Origin of the sequence: Bordetella genomosp. 6 (genome assembly GCF_002119705.1) — a bacterium.
Taxonomy (GTDB): Bacteria; Pseudomonadota; Gammaproteobacteria; order Burkholderiales; family Burkholderiaceae_B; genus Bordetella; species Bordetella bronchiseptica_F.
The window spans coordinates 696,424-715,693 of sequence record NZ_CP021107.1; the positions used below are offsets into that span (position 1 = coordinate 696,424).

Sequence of the window (19,270 nt, forward strand, 5' to 3'; positions counted from 1 at the left end):
TGTCATCATGATTCCGGGAGAAATACTGACCGAACCGGGCCAGATCGAGATCAACGTGGGCCGGCCGACGTTGACGATCGCCGTGGTCAACGAGGGCGACCGGCCGATCCAGGTGGGTTCGCACTATCACTTCGCCGAGGCGAACAACGCCCTGGTCTTCGACCGCGAGCTGGCGACCGGCTACCGGCTGAACATTCCGGCCGGCAACGCGGTGCGTTTCGAGCCGGGCATGCGCCGCACCGTCGAGCTGGTGGCGGTCGGCGGCGAGCGTCGCATCTTCGGTTTCCAGGGCAAGGTGATGGGGGCGCTGAAATGACCAGGATTTCGCGTTCGGCGTATGCCGAGATTTACGGGCCGACCGTGGTCGGCGGCGTCGGCGACCGGGTGCGCCTGGCCGACACGCTGCTGCTGGCCGAGGTCGAGAAGGACCACACCATCTTCGGCGAGGAGGTGAAGTTCGGCGGCGGCAAGGTCATCCGCGACGGCATGGGGCAGAGCCAGCGCCTGGCCACCGATTGCGTCGACACGGTGATCACCAACGCGCTGATCATCGACGCGGTGACCGGCATCGTCAAGGCCGACATCGGCATCAAGGACGGGCTGATCAGCGGCATCGGCAAGGCGGGCAACCCGGACACCCAGCCGGGCGTGACCATCATCATCGGCGCGTCGACCGAAGTGGTGGCCGGCGAGGGGCTGATCGTGACGGCCGGCGCCATCGATACGCACATCCACTTCATCTGTCCGCAGCAGATCGAGGAGGCCCTGGCCACCGGCACGACCACCATGATAGGCGGCGGCACCGGGCCGGCCACCGGGTCGCTGGCCACCACCAGCACCTCCGGCCCCTGGCACATGGCCGCCATGCTGCAGGCGCTGGACGCCTTTCCGGTGAACGTGGGCCTGTTCGGCAAGGGCAGTTCGAGCTCGCACGGCGCGCTGCTGGAGCAGGTGCGGGCCGGCGCCATGGGCCTGAAGATCCACGAGGACTGGGCCAGCACGCCGGCCTCCATCGATACCTGCCTGAACGTGGCCGAGGAAACGGACATCCAGGTCGCGATCCACAGCGACACGCTCAACGAGTCGGGTTTCGTGGAGGACACGTTCGCCGCGTTCAAGGGGCGCACCATCCATTCGTTCCATACGGAAGGCGCCGGCGGCGGCCACGCGCCGGACATCATCCGGGCCGCCGGCATGCCCAACGTGCTGCCGGCCTCGACCAACCCGACCATGCCGTTCACGCGCAACACGATCGACGAGCACCTGGACATGGTCATGGTGTGCCATCACCTGGACCCATCGATCGCCGAGGACCTGGCTTTCGCCGAAAGCCGGATCCGGCGCGAGACCATCGCGGCCGAGGACATCCTGCACGACCTGGGGGCGTTCTCCATCATGAGTTCGGACTCGCAGGCCATGGGGCGCGTGGGCGAGATCGTCCTGCGCACCTGGCAGACCGCGCACAAGATGAAGCTGCAGCGCGGCCCGCTGCAAGGCGACAGCGACCGCTCGGACAACGAGCGCATCAAGCGCTACATCGCCAAGTACACCATCAACCCGGCCGTGGCGCATGGCATCGCGCACCTGGTGGGCTCGGTGGAAGTGGGCAAGCTGGCCGACCTGGTGCTGTGGAAGCCCGCCTTTTTCGGCGTCAAGGTCAACATGGTGCTCAAGAGCGGCATGGCCGTAAGCGCCAGCATCGGCGACATGGGCGCCTCCATCTCGACGCCGCAGCCGGTACAGATCCGCCCCATGTGGGGCAGCTACGGCAAGGCGCTGCGCACCTCGGTGGCCTTCGTCTCGCAGGTCAGCCTGAGCAATCCGGCGGTCAGCGAGCTGGGGCTGAACAAGCGCCTGGAGGCGGTGCGCGGATGCCGCGGCGTGACCAAGCGCGACATGGTGCGCAACAACTGGCTGCCGGCGATCTCGGTCGACCCGCAGACCTACCAAGTCTATGCCGACGGGCAATTGCTCAAGTGCGAGGCGCTTGCCGAGCTGCCCATGGCGCAACGCTATTTCCTGTTCTGACCATGAAAATCGCCAGTACTTTCATCAAACGCGACGCCGCCGGCGGACTGGACCTGGGCCAGGCGCCCGGCGTGACGCTGACCCTGGCCGAGCGCCGCCGCAGCCGCCAGCGCCTGGACCTGGACGAGGGCCGCGGCGAGCTCGGCATGGCGATCGAACGCGGCCAGACCTTGCGCGACGGCGACGTCCTGGTTGCCGATGACGGAACCTACGTGGTGGTGCGGGCCGCGCTGGAAGACGTGGCCCGCGTCACGGCCGCCACGCCCTGGCAACTGGCGCGGGCGGCCTACCACCTGGGCAACCGCCACGTGCTGCTGGAGATCGCCGAACAGCATCTGCAGTTCGAGTACGACGCCGTGCTGGTCGACATGCTGGCGCAGCTGGGCGGCGTGACCGCGGCGCGGCTGCGCGCGGTGTTCGAGCCGGACGTCGGCGCCTATGGCGGCGGCCATCGCCATGGCCACGACGAGAGTTTCGACGACGACTACGCGCTGGCGCAGGCGGCTTACCACGCACACGAGGCACACTCCCATGCGCACTCCCATGCCGGCGGACACGGACACGTTCATGCCGCCCACGGCCATGGCGGCAAGCACGGCGAGCATGACCCCGAGTCTTGACGCCGGACAGCTGGCCGCGCTGTTGCATCTGTCGTCGCCGGCGCTGCCGATCGGCGGCTTCAGCTATTCGCAGGGCCTGGAGGCGGCCATCGAGCTGGGCTTGGTGCGCGACGAGGCCAGCACCCTGGCGTGGATAGAGAGCCAGCTCGCCACGGTCATGACGCGCGCCGAGGCGCCGCTGTGGTGCCTGCTGTTCGAGGCCTGGCGCGCCGGCGACGGCGAGGCGGCGCATGCCTGGAACCAGTGGTTCCTCGCCTCGCGCGAGACCCGCGAGCTGCGCCAGGAGACCGAGCAGATGGGCCGCTCGCTGGCCCGGCTGGCCCTGGAGCTCGGCTGGGGCGCCGCGGCGGCGAGGCAGGCCATGGCGGCGCTGCGGCCGGCCACGCTGCCCGCCGTGCATGCCTGCGCCTGCGCGATGTGGGCGCTGCCGCGCGAGGCCGGCCTCGCCGCCTATCTGTTTTCGTGGCTGGAGAACCAGGTGGCGGCGGCCATCAAGGGCGTGCCGCTGGGGCAGATGGCGGGCCAGCGCATCCTGGAGCGGCTGCGCGCGGGGCTGCCGGCCGTGCTGGCCGACGCCCAGGCGCGCGCCGGCGCGACGCCGCCGCGGCTCGATACGTTCGCGCCGCAGTACGCCATGGTCTCGGCGCGCCATGAAACCCAGTTCTCCCGTCTTTTCCGTTCCTGACCTTGCCTGATTGGTGTAGACGCCATGCATGACATCTCTTCATTGACCACCCGTACCAAGGCCCTGCCACCCCTGCGCGTCGGCGTGGGCGGCCCGGTGGGGTCCGGCAAAACCACCTTGCTCGAAATGCTGTGCAAGGCGATGTACCCGCAGTTCGACCTGATCGCGATCACCAACGACATCTACACCAAGGAAGACCAGCGCCTGCTGACGCTGTCGGGGGCCTTGCCGCCCGAGCGCATCCTGGGGGTGGAGACCGGCGGCTGTCCGCACACGGCGATCCGCGAGGACGCATCGATCAACCTGATCGCCATCGACCAGATGCTGGAGCAGTTTCCGGATGCCGATATCGTGTTCGTCGAGTCCGGCGGCGACAACCTGGCCGCGACCTTCAGCCCCGAACTCTCGGACCTGACGCTTTACATCATCGACGTCGCCAGCGGGGAGAAGATTCCCCGCAAGGGCGGGCCGGGCATCACCAAGTCGGACCTGTTCATCATCAACAAGACGGACCTGGCGCCGTACGTGGGCGCGGACCTCGCGGTGATGGAGGCCGATACCCGCCGCATGCGCGGCGACAAGCCCTTCGTGATGTGCAACCTGAAGACCGGCGACGGGCTGGACCGGGTGATTGCCTTCCTGAAAACAGAAGGCTTGTTCCGCGGCTAGCCTGCCGCGTCCTGCGCCGGCCGGATCGCTGCGTGCGTTGCGGCCGCGCCGGCCTGTCCGCCTGGGCCGGGCGGGCCGGTCATTCCCTTGCCTGTCGAAACCGCCGCCGCGCGCATGCTCGATGCGCGCCGGCGCGTGTCGCCACGCCTCTAACAAAATATATAGGACTATAGGTTGTGTGGCGATCGGCCATCGGCTGGCGACGAAAACACCCAAAAACCGCCAATATAGAAACATTTAGTTTCAAAATTGGCCTAAAACTTCGCGTTGACTCTAGTTCTATATAGGACTATAGTTATTGCCATGGCAGGTCCTAACAAGGGTTTTGGGTCATGGAAAATCTGGGATATCCCGCTCGGTTGGAGCTCTATGTCGCCGGCCAATGGCGCGGCGTCGAAGGCCGCCAGACGCAGGTGGTCGTCAACCCGTCGACCGAGCAGCCGCTGGGCGTGCTGCCGCTGGCCTCGGTAGCCGACATCGACGACGCGCTGGCCGCCGCCGACCAGGCTTTTGGCGACTGGGCGCGAACCACGGCCTGGGAGCGGGCGGCCATCCTGCAACGCGCCGCGGCGCTCATCGAAGCGCGGCGCGACCGCCTGGCCGTGGTGCTGACCCTGGAGAACGGCAAGCCGCTGGCCGACTCGCACGGCGAACTGGACCGCGTGGTAGAGACCATCCTGTGGTGCGCCGAAGAGGGCAAGCGGGCGTACGGCCGCCTGCTTCCCGCGCGGGCGCAGCGCCTGGTGCAAGCGTCCATCAAGCGCCCGGTCGGGCCGGTGGCCGCGTTCGTGCCGTGGAACTTCCCCGCCGTCCTGGCGGCCCGCAAGCTGGCGGCCGCGCTGGCGGCCGGCTGTACGGTCGTGCTCAAGCCCGCCGAGGAGACGCCGGCCATCTGTATCGAGCTGGTGCGCGCCTTCGTCGACGCCGGCACGCCGGCCGGCGTGGTCAACCTGCTGTACGGCGTGCCCGCGCAGGTGTCCGAATGCCTCATCGCCTCGCCCATCATCCGCAAGGTTTCGTTCACCGGCTCCGTTGCCGTGGGACGGCTGCTGGCGTCGATGGCCGCCAAGCATCTCAAGCCGGCCACCATGGAGCTGGGCGGGCATGCGCCGGTGGTGGTGTTCGACGACGTCGACGCCGACCGCGTGGCCAGGCTGTGCGTGGGGTTCAAGTATCGCAATGCCGGCCAGGTGTGCCTGTCGCCCAGCCGCTTCTACGTGCACGAACGCATCGCCGGGCGGTTTGCCGAATCCTTCGTCCGCCATGCGGGCCAGCTGCGCGTGGGCGACGGCATGGAGGAGGGGGTGCAGATGGGGCCGCTGAACAACGTCCGCCGCCTGCAGGCCGCCGAGCGGCTGGTCGAGCAGGCGGTGGACGCCGGCGCCAGCCTGGCGCTGGGCGGCCGCCGCATCGGCCAGCGCGGCTATTTCTATCCGCCCACGGTGCTGGAGGGCGTGCCGGACGGCGCCGACATCCTGGCCGAAGAGCCGTTCTGTCCGGTGGCGCCCATCATGCGTTTCGGATCGATGGACGAGGTCATCGGCCGCGCCAACCATCCCAGCCTGGGCCTGGCGGCCTATGCCTTCACCAACCGCATGGCGACCTCGGCCGAGTTCGCCGAGCGTATCGAGGCGGGCTGGATCGGCATCAACAATTTCGTGCCCGCGCTGGCCGACGCGCCCATCGGCGGCATGAAGGACAGCGGCCTGGGCTACGAAGGCGGGCCCGAAGGGCTGGACGCCTATCTGCATGCGCGCTTCGTCAGCCAGCTGAACGTCGAGGTCTAGCGGCGCGCGCGCCATTCGAAGTGGTAGTGACGCAAATCGGAACCTACACCGGAGGAGATCAACATGAGCACCACCAATGCCGCGTCCACGGAACAGCCCCTGAAATTCGCCGGCTACCGCAAGCGCGACGTGCCGGCCCACGATGCCGAACTGACCAGCACCATGCCGGGCACGCCGATGGGCGAATACATGCGCCAGTACTGGCAGCCGGTCTGTCTGTCCGAGGAGCTCCGGGACGTGCCCAAGGCGATCCGGATCCTGGGCGAGAACCTGGTGGCCTTTCGCGACAAGAGCGGCAGCATCGGCGTGATGCACCGCCATTGCGCGCATCGCGGCGCGTCGCTGGAGTTCGGCGTGATCCAGCAGCATGGCATCCGCTGCTGCTACCACGGCTGGCACTACGGGGTGGACGGCACGCTGCTGGAGGCGCCTTGCGAGCATGACGACACGCGGCTGCGGCAGACGGTCTGCCAGGGCGCTTACCCGGCCTTCGAGCGCGATGGCCTGGTGTTCGCCTACATGGGGCCGCCGGAAAGCCAGCCGCCGTTCCCCGAATACGACAGCTATACCCTGCCCGAGGGCACGAAGCTGGTGCCGTTCTCCAACGTATACCCGTGCAACTGGCTGCAGGTCCATGAAAACATCATGGACCACATGCACACCGCGGTGCTGCACAACCACATGGTGGTCGAGGGCGTGGACGCCGAGGTCTCGGCCGGCGTGACGCTGGAGGGCTTCGGCGACATGCCGGTGATGCAGTGGCATCCCACGCGCAGCGGCAACGGCATCGTGTTCGTGGCGGGCCGCCGCCTGCCCGAGGATCGCGTCTGGGTGCGCATCACCGAGATGAACCTGCCCAACTACCTGCAGATCGGCTCGCTGGTGCCCACGGCCGCCCGCGAGCGCCATTCGACCTCGGGCTGCACGCGCTGGCACGTGCCGGTGGACGACACCAACATGATCATCTTCGGCTGGCGCCATTTCAACGCCGAGGTGGATCCGGACGGCATGGGCTGCGAGGCGGATTGCGGCGTCGACAAGATCGACTTTCTGGTCGGCCAGACCGGCAACCGCAGCTACGACGAGGCGCAGCGCGCCCCGGGCGACTGGGAAGCCCTCACCAGCCAGCGCCCCATCGCCGTGCACGCGCTGGAGAACCCGGGCGCCTCGGACGTGGGCGTGTACATGTTCCGCAAGCTGCTGCGCGACGCCCTGCACGGCAAGACCCAGCCCGACGCCGTCTACGCGAAGCTGCTGGCGAGCGGCCAGTCGCTGCCGCTCTATGCGCAGGACTCGGTGCTGTATGCGAAGCAGCGCGAGGACACGGCCGAAGACCGCAAGCTGATCAACGAGCTGGGCAGGAAGGTGCTGGACATCATGCGCGCGGCCGACGGCCTGCCGGCCGCCGAGCGCGACGCGTTCGTGCGCGCCGAGCTCGACGGGATCGACGACGGCGTGGGCAAGCAGATCGTCGCCCAGGCGCTGGCGATGGAAGCCTGAAACGGGAGCACGCCATGCTGAACCTGTGCGTCCGATCGATTACCTATGAGGCCGAGGGCATCCGCTCTTTCGAGCTGGTGCATCCGCTTGGCAAGGATCTGCCTCCCTTCGAAGCCGGCGCGCATATCGATGTCAGCATTCCCGGCGGCTTCACGCGGCAGTATTCCCTGTGCGATCCCTCCTGGCAGCGCAAGCACTACCGCATCGCGGTGCTGGAGGATCGCGGCGGGCGCGGCGGCTCGGTGGCGCTGCACACGGCGCTGCGCGCCGGCGACATGATCGAAGTCTCCGAGCCGCGCAATCTCTTTCCCCTGGACGGCGGCGCCGGCCACAAGGTGCTGCTGGCCGGCGGCATCGGCATCACGCCGGTGCTGGCCATGGCCGAGGCGCTGCAGCGCGCCGGGCATGGCTTCGAGCTGCATTACTGCACGCGTTCGCCCGAGCGCACGGCGTTTCGCGACCGTCTGCAGACGCTGGCGGCGCAAGGCAAGGCGTTCTTCTACCACGACATGGGCGATCCCGCGCGCGGCCTGGACATCGCCGCCTTGCTGGCGCGGCCCGAGCCGGGCAGCCAGCTGTACTTCTGCGGCCCGCCGGGATTCATGAAAGCGGTGCAGGCGGCCTCGGCGCACTGGCCGCAAGGCTCGGTGCATTACGAGTATTTCGGCGTCGACCCGGCGCTGACGGAAAAACTGGCCGGCAACGGCCAGGCCGCCGGCGAGGTGCGCCTGGCCAAGTCGGACAAGGTCCTCACGGTGCGGCCCGGCCAGACGCTGCTGCAGGCTATCCGCGAGGCGGGCGTGGCCTGCGAGTCGTCGTGCGAGTCGGGCGTGTGCGGCACGTGCAAGGTGCGGTATTTCAGCGGCCAGCCGGAGCACAACGACTACGTGCTATCGGACCAGGAGCGCGCGGAATTCGTGCTGGTCTGTTGCGCGGGCGCGGGGCCGCAGGCCCTGCTGCTCGATCTGTAGAACACATTCGGATATGGACATGCGTACTTTCGACTACATCGTGGTGGGGGCGGGTTCCGCCGGTTGCGCGCTGGCCGCGCGGCTGGTGGAAAGAAAGGCCGGTTCGGTGCTGCTGCTGGAGGCCGGCCCGCCCGACCGCAACATGTGGATCCATATTCCGATCGGCTATGGCAAGACCATGTTCGATCCGCGCAACAACTGGCAGTTCTATTCCGAGCCGGAGCCGGAGCTCAACGGGCGCAAGATCTACCAGCCGCGCGGCAAGACGCTGGGCGGATCGAGCTCGATCAACGGGCTGGTCTACATCCGCGGGCAGGCCGAGGACTTCGACGACTGGGCGCGGCTGGGCAACCCCGGCTGGGCCTGGCGGGACGTGCTGCCCCTGTTCAAGCGCGCCGAACGCAACGAGCGCGGCGACAGCGAATTCCACGGCGGCGCGGGACGCCTGGGCGTATCGGACATACGCGGCAGGCACGAACTGGTCGAGGCGTTCATCGAGGCGGGGCAGGAGAACGGGATCGCCCGCACCAACGATTTCAACGGCGCGAGCCAGGAGGGCGTGGGGTATTTCCAGCTGACCACGCGCGGCGGCCTGCGCTGTTCGTCGGCCAAGGGATATCTGGGGCCGCTCAAGGGCGACGCCAACCTCACCATCGAGACCGATGCGCAGGCCACCGGCCTGGTTTTCGAGGGCCGCCGCGCCACCGGCGTGCGCTATCGCCAGCGCGGCGCCGCCTTCGAGGCGCGCGCCGCCAAGGAGGTCATCCTCGCGGCGGGCGCGTTCCAGTCGCCGCAGCTGCTGATGCTGGCCGGCATCGGCGACGGCGCGCAATTGCAGGCCCACGGCATTCCGGTGCTGCACCATCTGCCCGAGGTGGGCATGAACCTGCAGGATCACCTGCAGGTCCGCCTCATCTACAAATGCACGCGCCCCATCACGACCAATGACCAGCTGCGCACGCTATGGGGCCGCGCGGCCATCGGCATGCGCTGGATCTTCCGCCGCTCCGGGCCGGTGGCGGCCGGCATCCAGCTGGGCGCCATGTTCGCACGCGCCTGCCCCGACGCCACGCGCCCGGACGTGCAGTTCCATTTCGGCACCATCAGCGCCGACATGGCGGCCGGCAAGCCGCACGATTTCTCCGGTTTCACGATCTCGATGTGCCAGCTGCGCCCCAGGAGCCGCGGCCAGGTCAGCCTGAAGTCGGCCGATCCGCTGGAGGCGCCGCGCATCCAGCCCAATTACTTCTCCGCGCAGGAAGACCGCGACACCATGGTGGCCGGCCTGCGGCTGACGCGTCGCCTGACGCGCTCCAGGCCGCTGGCGGCCTATATCGCCGAGGAGTACCACCCCGGCCCGCGGATGGAAACGGAAGAGGACATGGTGCGCTTCGTGCGCGAAAGCGGCACCACGATTTTCCACCCGGTCGGCACCTGCCGCATGGGCGGCGACGAGGCCTCGGTGGTGGACCCCAGCCTGCGCGTGCGCGGCGTGCAGGGGTTGCGCGTGGCCGATGCGTCGATCATGCCGCTGCTGCTGTCGGGCAACACCAACGCCGGGGCCATCATGATCGGCGAGAAGGCGGCGGACCTGATCACGCAAGCAAGGACTTAGGCGGCAGTTCCCGCCGGGACAGGCGCCGCCACCGGCGCGCCCGACGGGCCAGCCACAGACACCAGGCGTCCGCCCAGCCGGGACGGGCGCCGCCACCGGCGGCCGCAAGCGCAAGCCGTATCGATGCAGAGAGGAAGAGCATGAAAGTCACTCCACAGAACATGGTCGTCATCATGTCGGACGAGCACCAGTCCAGGGCCCTGGGCTGCTACGGACACGAGTTCGTCCAGACGCCCAACCTCGACGCGCTGGCCGCGCGCGGCACGCGATTCGCCTCGGCCTATTGCACCAGTCCGGTGTGCATTCCGGCGCGGGCCTCGTTCGCCACGGGCAAGTACATCAACCAGATCGGCTTCTGGGACAACGCCGACGCCTACGATGGCTCGGTGCCCAGCTGGCACCACATGCTGCGCGACCGCGACCACCAGGTGGTGTCGATCGGCAAGCTGCATTTCCGCGACTACGGCGGCGACCACGGCTTCAGCGAAGAGATCATTCCCATGCATATCGTGGGCGGCAAGGGCGATCTGATGGGACTGGTGCGCAGCGACTTGCCGGTGCGCAAGGGCGCCTACAAGATGGCGCAGATGGCCGGCCCGGGCGAGAGCCAGTACACCTTCTACGACCGCGAGATCGTCTCGCGCGCGCAGATCTGGCTGCGCGAGCAGGCGCCGCGCCACGCCGACAAGCCCTGGGTGCTGTTCGTCTCGTTCGTCAGCCCGCACTTCCCGCTGACCGCGCCGCCCGAGCACTACTACCGCTACTACAACCGCGATCTGCCCCTGCCCAAGCTGTACGACAAGAGCCAGCGCCCGGACCATCCGTACCAGCGGGATTACCGCGGCAGCTTCAATTATGACGATTACTTCGATCCCGGCCTGGTCAAAAAGGCGCAGGCGGGCTACTACGGCCTGTGCTCGTTCCTGGACGAGAACATCGGCAAGCTGCTCGGCACGCTGGACGACCTGGGCATCCTGGACAGCACGCGCGTGGTCTATACCTCCGACCACGGCGACAACCTGGGCGCGCGCGGCATGTGGGGCAAGTCGAACATGTTCGAGGAGGCGGCCGCGGTGCCGCTGATCATCGCCGGCAAGGACATTCCGTCCGGCGTCACCGTCAATACGCCGGTCAGCCATGTCGATGTCGCGCCCTTCATCTACGATGCCGTGGGCGAGACCAGCCCGGGGCTGAAGGAAGGCTTGCCCGGCGTGTCGCTGTTCCAGCTGGCGCGCGGCGAGACGCCGCAGCGCAACGTCATGGCCGAGTACCACGGCATGGGTTCGGCGACCGGCGCTTTCATGATCCGCGAAGGCAGGTACAAGTACATCTTCTACGTGCATTATCCGCACCAGCTGTTCGACCTGGAGGCCGACCCCGAGGAGCTGGAAGACCTGGCCGGCCGTCCCGAGTACGCGGACGTGGCGGCGCTGTGCAAGCAGAAGCTGTGGCAACTGTGCGATCCGGTCGAGGTCGACCGGCGCGCCCGCGCGCGCCAGGCCGAACTGCTGGAGCACAACGGCGGGCGCGAGGCGGTGATCGCGCGCGGCGACCTGGGTTTCAGCCCCGCGCCCGGGGCGGTGCACAAGTTCGATTGATGGCATCCATGGCCCGGCCGCGCGACCGGGCGGCCGCGCCGGCCGGACACTCCATGCAGACGCAGCGGGGCCTGCCGATGGCGTTGCCGCCGGCAGGCGCAGGCGCCACGTTCCTGGCCGGCTTTCCGGTTTCCATGTTCGCCTCCGTGCTGGGCCTGTCGGGTCTGGGCATGGTGTGGCGCAAGGCGCACCAGGTCTGGGGCCTGCCCTTGCAGGCGGCGCTGGCCGTCCAGGTGGCCGTGGCGGCGGTGTACGGCGTGCTGCTGGCGCTGTTCCTGCTGCGGCTGCTGCGCCATCCGGGCGAGGTCGCGCGCGAATGGGCCCATCCCGTGCAGCTGGCGTTCTTCTCGGCGATCTCGCTGGGCGTGGTGCTGATCGGCACGGCCTGGGCGGACGACGCGCCGCGCGCCGCCGCGGCGCTGTGGTGGCTGGGCGCGATCGCGCACCTGGGGTTCACGCTGATCATCGTGCGCAGCTGGATCTTCCATACCCACTACCAGCTCGAGCACGTCAATCCATCGTGGTTCGTGCCGGTGGTCGGCAACATCGTCATCCCGATCGCGGGCGTGCGTTTCGCGCCGGCCGAGTGCGCATGGTTCTTCTTCAGCCTGGGCATCGTCTTCTGGATCGTGCTCAAGGCCATCATCCTGCACCGCCTGATGTTCGGCGCGCCGCTGGCCCGCGCGCTCACGCCCACGCTGTTCATCATGATCGCGCCGCCGGCGGTGGCGTTCCTGGCGTACATGGCGTTGACCGGGTCGCTGGACGGGTTTGCCCGGGTGCTGTATTACATCTCGCTGTTCTGGACGCTGCTGCTGTCTACCGCGGCGCCTCGCTTCGCGCGCCTGCCTTTCAGCCTGGCGGCCTGGTCGTATTCCTTTCCGCTGGCCGCGATTACGCTGGCCACGTTCTCGTTCGCCGAGCACGGCGGGCATGCCCTCGTGTTCCACGCCCTGGCCGGCTTCCTGGCGGCGGTGCTCAGCGCCGTCCTGGCCCTGCTGGTGGGCGCGACGGTGCGCGGGCTGCTCAACGGCGAGGTGGCCGTCGCGGCGTTCTGAGGCCGCGCCGCGGCGCGCGCGCGGGCGCATAAGATAATATGGGGGCTAGCCGTCCGACGCCCTTTCGTCGGGGATATCCAGATATGTGCTTATGAATACGAGTCTTCGACGTTCTACGCCGGCCGGCGGGCAGATCGTGGTGAATGCCGAGCGGCCCGCGGTGTTCGACCAGCTGCACCGCCCCAACTACAGCGGCATTCCCAAGTACCGCCTGGTCCTGAATGCGATTGCCGAAGGCATCGAATCCGGCCACTGGAAGCCGGGCGAGCGCCTGCCCACCGAGGACGACCTGGTCCAGATGACCTCCTACAGCCTGGGAACGGTGCAGCGCGCGCTGCGCATCCTGGTCGACCAGGGCCTGGTGGTGCGCGAACACGGCCTGGGAACCTTCGTCGCGCAGCAGCAGCTGCGCATCCAGGACCCCTGGCATTGCCGCTTCCTGGCCGACGACGGCGTCAGCTTCCTGCCCGTGTATTCCACCATCATCAGCCGCGACCATGCCAGCGGCGAGGGCGAATGGCAGCGTTATTTCGATACCGCGGCCGGCGCGCGGGTGATCCTGATCGAGCGCACCATCAACGTCGGCAATGAATTCGAGGTCTTCACGCGCTTCTACGTCGACCGCAATGTATTCCCGTCGCTGTGGGATACGCCGATGGAGAAGCTCAACGGCCTGAACTTCAAGAAGCAGATCACGCAGGAACTGAACGTCCCGGTCACCAAGATCGACCACTTCGTCGCGATGGAGCCGTTCGATCCCGCCGTGGCGGGCTACACCAAGACGCCGCCCTACGCGGCCGGCATCGCCTTGCAAGTGGTGGCCTGCATGGGGCAGGAGCGCTGCATCTACTACCAGAAGTTCTTCATCCCGCCGACCAAGCGGGTGCTCAGCATCCCCGACCAGCTGACCGACTGAGCACCGGCGCGCTCAGTCCATCCGTATGCCGCTCTTGCGCTGCACGGCCTCGTAGCGCGCCTTTTCGCCGGCCAGGAACTGGACGAACTCGGGCGTGCTGTTGCCGATCGGCTCCACGCCCTGTTCGGCCAGCTGGGCCTTGATGGCGTCGCGGTGCACCGAGTCGTGGATCAGCGCCGCGAGCCTGCCTCCGACCGCCGCGGGCGTATTGCCGGGCACATAGACGCCGAACCAGTTGGTGTAGCGGTAGTCGGCCACGCCCAGCTCCTCGGCCACGGTGGGCACGTCCGGCAAGGCGGCGATGCGCTGGCTGCCGGTGACCGCGAGAATCCTCAGCTTGCCGCTCTTGTGATGCGCCACCAGCGGCGGGACGCCGACGACGGCCACCGGAATCTGGTTGCCCAGCAGGTCGGCGATGGCGGGCGCCGCGCCCCGGTAGGGGACATGCAGCATCCTGATGCCGGCCGCGAGGTTCAGGGCCTCGCCGGCGAACTGCATGGTGCTGCCGGTGCCCGGCGTGCCGTACGAGATCGCGGACGGGTCTTTCCTGGCCAGCGCGATCAGTTCGGCCAGCGTGCGGGCCGGCACCGCCGGGTTGACCGCCACGGCCAGCGGCGTTTCGCCGGCCAGCGTGACCGGTTGCAGGTCCTTGCTGGCGTCGTACGAGGTTTTCTGGCCGGCGATGCGGCTGACCAGGACTTCGGCGGGCGAGGCGAACAGCACGGTGTTGCCGTCGGCGGTGCTTTGCACCACGGCCTGCGCGCCTATGGTGCCGGCCGCGCCGGTGCGGTTTTCCACGATGAAATTCTGTCCGGTCTGCTTGCTCAGGTCCGATGCAATCAGCCGGGCGGCGAAGTCGACGCCGCCGCCGGCGGGGTAGGGCACGATCAGCCGGACGGGACGGTCGGGCCAGTCCTGCGCCGCCTGGGCCGGCACGGCCGCGGCGGCCGCCAGGCCCAGGGCGGCGAGCGCGCGCCGCAGGGTAAGGGAGACAGGCTGCATAGTGTTATATACCTATATAGGATGTAACGGGAAAATAAAAAAGGCCTGCGCCCGGCGGCGCGGACCGGCGGCTATCGGCCGGGCTGCTTGGCCAGGTACTGGCGCACGTACGAGGCGTCTATCGATGCGGCGACCGTTTCCCGGGAGATGGCCTGCGGGATGGTGCCGGCCTCGGCCAGGATCTGCGTGGCGGTGTGCAGCTTGGCGACGATGCCCTTGTCGGACACCAGCGAATAGGGCGATTCGGGGTCGGCCTGCTGCCTGAAGGTGGGGAAGTTCCCGCAGCACAGGCGCTCGTAGGTCGCCTTGGCCACGGCCGGCGAGACCTTCAGGTATTTTTCCAGCACGTCGATGGCCAGTTGCGGGTTGTCGGCCACCATTTGCTGCGCTTCGGCCGAGATCTGCACCAGCTTCAGGCCGACGTCGGGATGCTCCTGCAGGAACTTGGTGCGCGCGCCCGTCATCACGGGGCAGATCCCGTCGTAGTCGGTGTCGTAGTTGACGATCTTGTAGCCGCGCTCGGCCACCGACTGCAGGTACGGCGCCCAGGTCACGCCGGCGTCGATGGAGTTGCTGGTGAAGGCGTTGGCATACAGCGGCGGGGCGATGTTGACGACGTTCAGCTCCTTCATGGCGATGCCCGCCTTGCGCGCCATCAGGCCCAGCGCCACCTGGGCGCAGGTGCCCGACGGCGTGCCGATGGCCTTGGCCTTCTTGAGGTCGCGGTAGCTGTCGATGCCCGAGTCCTTCGAGACCACCAGGCCCTGTCCCGGCGCGTCGTCGAGCTGCCAGAACAGCAGCTTGACGGGCAGGTTCTGGCCCAGCGCGAACGCCGAGGCCAGGCCGGTGGTGAAGACATCCAGGCTTTCGCTCTTGAGGCCTGCCAGCAGGGGGGCGCCCGAGGCGAACCAGAAGAAGTTGGGCTCCAGGCCGTGTTTCTCGAACAGGCCGTGGTCCTTGGCGACGTACAGGGTGTAGTAGTCGGCGGTCGGCGCGCCGTAGTTGACCTTCAGCAGCTTGGGCGGGTCGGCCGCCAGGCTGGCGGCGCTGCCCGCGGCCAGTACGGCGGCCGCGGCAGCCTTGGTGAGGAAAGCGGTGTGTCGGCCTTGCTTCGATGTCATGCTTGTCTCCGCCCGTCTGCGGGCTCTGTCTGCAATGAGGGGCGCCCCTGCTTCAGCGCCCATGGACCCGGGGCCGTTGCTCGGGCAACTGCAGCGCCCGGCCAGTCTCGGGGATGTAGAACTCCTGGTAGTAGATGCACGCGTCGCGGCCGGCGCGGGCGACGGCCTGCATGAACAGGACCGTGGCTTCCGGCGCGACCCCGATCAGCCGGGCCGCCTGGGCATCGATGCGCCGGATGCGCACGCTGCGGTCGATCTCGGTGATCGGCAGGCCGACCTGCCGCATGATGATGTCCTTGAAGTTGGCGCCGTCCAGGTCCTCGAGCGGCACATGCCACAGCGGCTGCAGCAGCTCGCGGTCGGCATAGAAGCGGCTGAATATCCGGAACTCGTCGTTGACGTTGATGATGCGGTCCAATCGCATGACGCTGCCGCTGTGCAGGTAGCGCTGCCAGGGGCCGGTCTCGGATGGCGTGACCACGGCGCGCTGCACCGCCTTCGAGTAGATGGGCACGATGCCGTCGGCGTCGTCGTCGAGAAAGCGGCAGTGCCAGGGGTCGGCCATCTGCCGCTGCTGGTCGGCGACGAAGTTGCCGTGCCCCTGCATGCGGATCACCAATCCCTCGTCGGTCAGCGCGCGCAGGGCGCGCTGCACCGTGCCCAGGCTGAACGGCGTCATCTCGGTGAGCTGCTCCTCGGCTGGCAGCCGGTCGCCGGGCTGCCAGACGCCGCGCCGGATGGCCTCCACCAGGATGTTGGACAGGCGGCGATACTTGGGTATGCCGCTGTTGTCCGGCCGGGTCAACTGGCTGAAGATTTCGCTGCGAATGGCGTCCGTATCCATGGCCTTGCTGCTCCTTGTCATGGCGTCACAACACAGTGGGTGTGCCGGGCGATGCGCGCGGTCACCTCCCTTTCCAGTGCACGATCTTTTCCTCGGCGACGGTCAGCATCACGTTGAGCACCAAGCCGATCAGGCCGATCAGCGCAATGCCGATGAACACCACGGGAATCTGGAACAGCTGCGCCGCGTCCGAGATCATGAAACCCAGGCCCTTCTGCGCGCCCACCAGTTCGGCGGCCACCACCACCGCCCAGCTCAGGGCCATGGCCACCTTCAGCCCGGTGAAGATGTGGGGGATCGAGGACGGGAACACCACGCGCCAGAAGATCTGCAGCTTGGTCATGCCGATGGACTCGGCGGCCCGGTAGTACGACATGGGCACCGACAGGGCGCCCGCCTGGGCGCTGACGAACGAGTAGTTGAAGGCGGTGAAGACGATCAGCACCACCTTGCCCGTTTCGCCCAGGCCGAAATACAGCACCGCCATGGGGATGAAGGCGATCGGCGGAATGGGGCGGATGAACGCCATGATGGGCGACATCATGGCGCCGACGGCCTTGTGGTAGCCGCTGAACAGCCCGAACGGCACGCCCGCCAGCACGCCGATCGCGAATCCGACCAGCGCGCGGAACAGGCTGGCGCCGACGTGGTCCCACAGCGGCTTGCCGCCGTAGCCCTGCTCGACCAGGGTGACGAGCTGGGCGAACATGGCCTGCGGACTGGGCAGGTAGCCCGGCCCCACGAGGCCCAGGTTGGTGACCAGGGTCCAGATGGCCAGCAGGCCGACGACCGAAGCCACCGAGAAAACAGTGGGGGAAATGGCCGGCTGGCGGCCTTCCACGGCAACGCGCTCGCTCATTTGCGCTCTCCTTTCATGTAGCGTTGAATCGCGCTCGGATCGATCGCTTCGTCGATGGCCTGCGGCGTCAGGGGCGCGGGAATGGTGCCCACTTCGGCCAGCGCCTGGCTGGCGATCAGCAGCTTGCGCGCCAGGCCCGCGTTCTTGGCGGCCAGCGAGTAGGGCGAGGCGGGGTCGATCTGTTGCGCGTAGGACGGGATGCGCGAAAACTCGCGGTCGTAGATGTGCCTGGCCACTTCGCGCGAGACCGACAGGTATTTCATCAGCACGCCGATGCCCAGTTCGGGGTCCTTGCGGATCATGTCCATGGCCTTGGCCTGCACCTGCACCAGCTTCAGGCCGATGTCCGGATGCTGCCGCATGAACTCGGTGCGCACGCCGGTCAGGCCGGGGCACACACCCTGGTCCGGCGTGTAGTCGCTGGCCCAGTTGACCACCGGCAGCTTGTCGGCGTTGAGAATGCTGGAGTAGGGCGACCAGGCCACGGCGGCCTGGATCGATTTGCTCTTGAAGGCATTGCCGTACAGCGGCGGCGCGATGTTGATGATGTTGAGGTCCGAATACTTGAGGTTCAGCTCCTTGGCCATCAGCACCAGCGAAACCTGGGCGCAGGTGCCCGAAGGCGCGCCGATCGCCTTGGCCTTCGCGATGTCCTTGTAGCTCTTGATGCCGGCGTCCGGGTCGACCACCAGGCCTTCGGCCGCGGCATGGTCCAGTTCCCAGTAGATCAGCTTCAGGGGGACGTTCTGCCCCAGCGCGAATACGGTGGCCAGGCCGGTCGTGATCACGTCCAGGCTTTTGCTTTTCAAGCCGGCCAGCAGGGGGGCGCCGGACGGGAAGAAGTAGAAGTTGGGCTCCAGGCCCACTTCCTCGAACAGCTTCTGGTCCTTGGCGACGTACAGGGCGTAGTAGTCCGCCGTGGGGGCGCCCCAGTTGAACTTGAGCAGTTCCTTCTTGGCGGGGGTGGCGGTCTGCGCGGCGCCGGGCGCGGGCAGGCAGAGCAGGGCGGCGGACAGCAGGGACGCCGCCAGGCGTAGACAGGATTGCATGGTCGTACTCCTTCTGCGGAGGAAGTCAGGCGGCCTTGGCCATGGGAGGACGGTTCTTGTTGGCGTGCACCTCTTCCTGCACGGCATGCAGCAGGTCGCGCTGCAGGCTGATGAACTCGGGCGTGGAGAGGAAGTCGGCATTGCGCGGCTTGTCGGCGTCGACATTGACCGCCAGCTTGATCCGCCCCGGGCGATGGCTCATGACCAGCACCCGGTCGGCCACGAAGATGGCTTCGGACACGTCGTGGGTAATGAAGAAAATCGTGGGCTTGTGCTCCTGCCACAGCTGCAGCAGCAGTTCCTGCATCAGGATGCGGGTCTGGTAGTCCAGCGCGCCGAACGGCTCGTCCAGCAGCAGTACCTTGGGTTCCGAGATCAGCGCGCGGGCGATCTGCACGCGCTGCTGCATCCCGCCCGACAATTGGTAGGGATAGTGTTTCTCGAAGCCCGACAGGCCCACTTCGCGCAGCAGCATCCGGGCGCGCGGCTCGTAGGTGTCCTTGGGGATGCCGCGGCATTTCACGCCCAGCGTGATGTTCTCCATGACCGTCAGCCACGGGAACAGCGAAGGCTGCTGGAACACCACGGCCCGGTCGGGGCCGGGGCCGTCGATGGGCTTGCCGTCGATGAGCAGCGAGCCGGTGCTGGTCTGCTCGAAGCCCGCGATCAGGTTGAGCGTGGAGGACTTGCCGCAACCGGTGGGGCCGAGCACGGTGACGATCTCGGCGGCCTTGATGTCCACGTCCATGCGGTCCAGCGCCAGCGTCCGGTTGCCCGAACGGCCCCGGCCGCCATAGGTCTTGCTGACGCCCTGGAACGAGATCTTGACCTGGTTGTCGAGGCTGGCGCCTGGCCTGGGCGGAGCGCCGGGCTTGCCGGGTTCCGAGCATGACAAGGGCGTGAAGGTGTTTACTTGAGCATTCATGGGGTCGTCCTTGATGACGCCGA

At 67.8% G+C, this 19,270-nt stretch carries 18 protein-coding genes; 12 read left to right on the top strand and 6 right to left on the bottom strand.

Annotation, left to right across the window (positions count from 1 at the left end; genetic code table 11):
• Nucleotides 1–7: 7 nt before the first annotated feature.
• From CAL11_RS03315 to CAL11_RS03370, 12 genes are all read left to right on the top strand, one after another.
• Complete coding sequence (locus CAL11_RS03315) at nucleotides 8–316, top strand: urease subunit beta (protein WP_033460543.1); 309 nt, start codon at nucleotides 8–10, stop codon at nucleotides 314–316.
• Nucleotides 313–2,028, top strand: a complete 1,716-nt coding sequence (gene ureC / locus CAL11_RS03320; protein ID WP_033460541.1) for an urease subunit alpha — start codon at nucleotides 313–315, stop codon at nucleotides 2,026–2,028. The genes CAL11_RS03315 and ureC overlap by 4 nt, the downstream gene beginning before the upstream one ends.
• Before the next feature lie 2 nt (nucleotides 2,029–2,030).
• Entirely contained in the window at nucleotides 2,031–2,648 is a 618-nt protein-coding gene (gene ureE / locus CAL11_RS03325; RefSeq protein WP_086092143.1) for an urease accessory protein UreE, read from the top strand.
• The gene (locus CAL11_RS03330) at nucleotides 2,632–3,333 is read left to right on the top strand and encodes an urease accessory protein UreF (protein ID WP_167382444.1); all 702 of its coding nucleotides are present in this window, start codon (nucleotides 2,632–2,634) and stop codon (nucleotides 3,331–3,333) included. Before ureE ends, CAL11_RS03330 begins: the two co-directional genes overlap by 17 nt.
• Before the next feature lie 24 nt (nucleotides 3,334–3,357).
• A complete protein-coding gene (gene ureG, locus CAL11_RS03335) occupies nucleotides 3,358–4,002 on the top strand; it encodes an urease accessory protein UreG (RefSeq protein ID WP_033460532.1) in 645 nt (214 codons plus the stop codon).
• Nucleotides 4,003–4,334: 332 nt separating this feature from the next.
• Nucleotides 4,335–5,789, top strand: coding sequence for an NAD-dependent succinate-semialdehyde dehydrogenase (locus tag CAL11_RS03340; protein WP_086092145.1), 1,455 nt, complete (start codon nucleotides 4,335–4,337; stop codon nucleotides 5,787–5,789).
• A gap of 63 nt (nucleotides 5,790–5,852) precedes the next feature.
• On the top strand, nucleotides 5,853–7,289 hold the full coding sequence (locus CAL11_RS03345; RefSeq protein WP_086092146.1) for a Rieske 2Fe-2S domain-containing protein: 1,437 nt from the start codon (nucleotides 5,853–5,855) through the stop codon (nucleotides 7,287–7,289).
• A 14-nt stretch (nucleotides 7,290–7,303) separates the two neighbouring features.
• Nucleotides 7,304–8,260: a PDR/VanB family oxidoreductase gene (locus CAL11_RS03350; RefSeq protein ID WP_086092147.1), complete on the top strand. Its 957-nt coding sequence runs from the start codon at nucleotides 7,304–7,306 to the stop codon at nucleotides 8,258–8,260.
• A 13-nt stretch (nucleotides 8,261–8,273) separates the two neighbouring features.
• On the top strand, nucleotides 8,274–9,875 hold the full coding sequence (locus CAL11_RS03355; RefSeq protein ID WP_086092148.1) for a GMC family oxidoreductase: 1,602 nt from the start codon (nucleotides 8,274–8,276) through the stop codon (nucleotides 9,873–9,875).
• A 140-nt stretch (nucleotides 9,876–10,015) separates the two neighbouring features.
• On the top strand, nucleotides 10,016–11,473 hold the full coding sequence (locus CAL11_RS03360; RefSeq protein ID WP_086092149.1) for a sulfatase-like hydrolase/transferase: 1,458 nt from the start codon (nucleotides 10,016–10,018) through the stop codon (nucleotides 11,471–11,473).
• Nucleotides 11,474–11,526: 53 nt separating this feature from the next.
• Entirely contained in the window at nucleotides 11,527–12,531 is a 1,005-nt protein-coding gene (locus tag CAL11_RS03365) for an SLAC1 anion channel family protein (protein WP_244172902.1), read from the top strand.
• An 85-nt stretch (nucleotides 12,532–12,616) separates the two neighbouring features.
• Nucleotides 12,617–13,447 carry a GntR family transcriptional regulator gene (locus CAL11_RS03370; protein ID WP_086092151.1) on the top strand — a complete coding sequence of 277 codons (831 nt, stop codon included), beginning with the start codon at nucleotides 12,617–12,619 and terminating at the stop codon, nucleotides 13,445–13,447.
• A gap of 12 nt (nucleotides 13,448–13,459) precedes the next feature.
• Here the strand turns inward: CAL11_RS03370 and CAL11_RS03375 are convergent, their stop codons facing one another.
• From CAL11_RS03375 to CAL11_RS03400, 6 genes are all read right to left on the bottom strand, one after another.
• The gene (locus tag CAL11_RS03375; RefSeq protein WP_086092152.1) at nucleotides 13,460–14,449 is read right to left on the bottom strand and encodes a Bug family tripartite tricarboxylate transporter substrate binding protein; all 990 of its coding nucleotides are present in this window, start codon (nucleotides 14,447–14,449) and stop codon (nucleotides 13,460–13,462) included.
• Nucleotides 14,450–14,520: 71 nt separating this feature from the next.
• The gene (locus tag CAL11_RS03380; protein WP_033460507.1) at nucleotides 14,521–15,570 is read right to left on the bottom strand and encodes an ABC transporter substrate-binding protein; all 1,050 of its coding nucleotides are present in this window, start codon (nucleotides 15,568–15,570) and stop codon (nucleotides 14,521–14,523) included.
• Nucleotides 15,571–15,622: 52 nt separating this feature from the next.
• Nucleotides 15,623–16,414 (bottom strand): GntR family transcriptional regulator, encoded by a 792-nt coding sequence (locus CAL11_RS03385; RefSeq protein ID WP_033460504.1) that lies wholly within the window; start codon nucleotides 16,412–16,414, stop codon nucleotides 15,623–15,625.
• A 61-nt stretch (nucleotides 16,415–16,475) separates the two neighbouring features.
• Complete coding sequence (locus CAL11_RS03390; protein WP_086092153.1) at nucleotides 16,476–17,273, bottom strand: ABC transporter permease; 798 nt, start codon at nucleotides 17,271–17,273, stop codon at nucleotides 16,476–16,478.
• Entirely contained in the window at nucleotides 17,270–18,322 is a 1,053-nt protein-coding gene (locus tag CAL11_RS03395; RefSeq protein WP_086092154.1) for an ABC transporter substrate-binding protein, read from the bottom strand. Before CAL11_RS03395 ends, CAL11_RS03390 begins: the two co-directional genes overlap by 4 nt.
• Before the next feature lie 25 nt (nucleotides 18,323–18,347).
• On the bottom strand, nucleotides 18,348–19,247 hold the full coding sequence (locus CAL11_RS03400; RefSeq protein ID WP_033460493.1) for an ABC transporter ATP-binding protein: 900 nt from the start codon (nucleotides 19,245–19,247) through the stop codon (nucleotides 18,348–18,350).
• Between the last annotated feature and the right edge of the window lie 23 nt (nucleotides 19,248–19,270).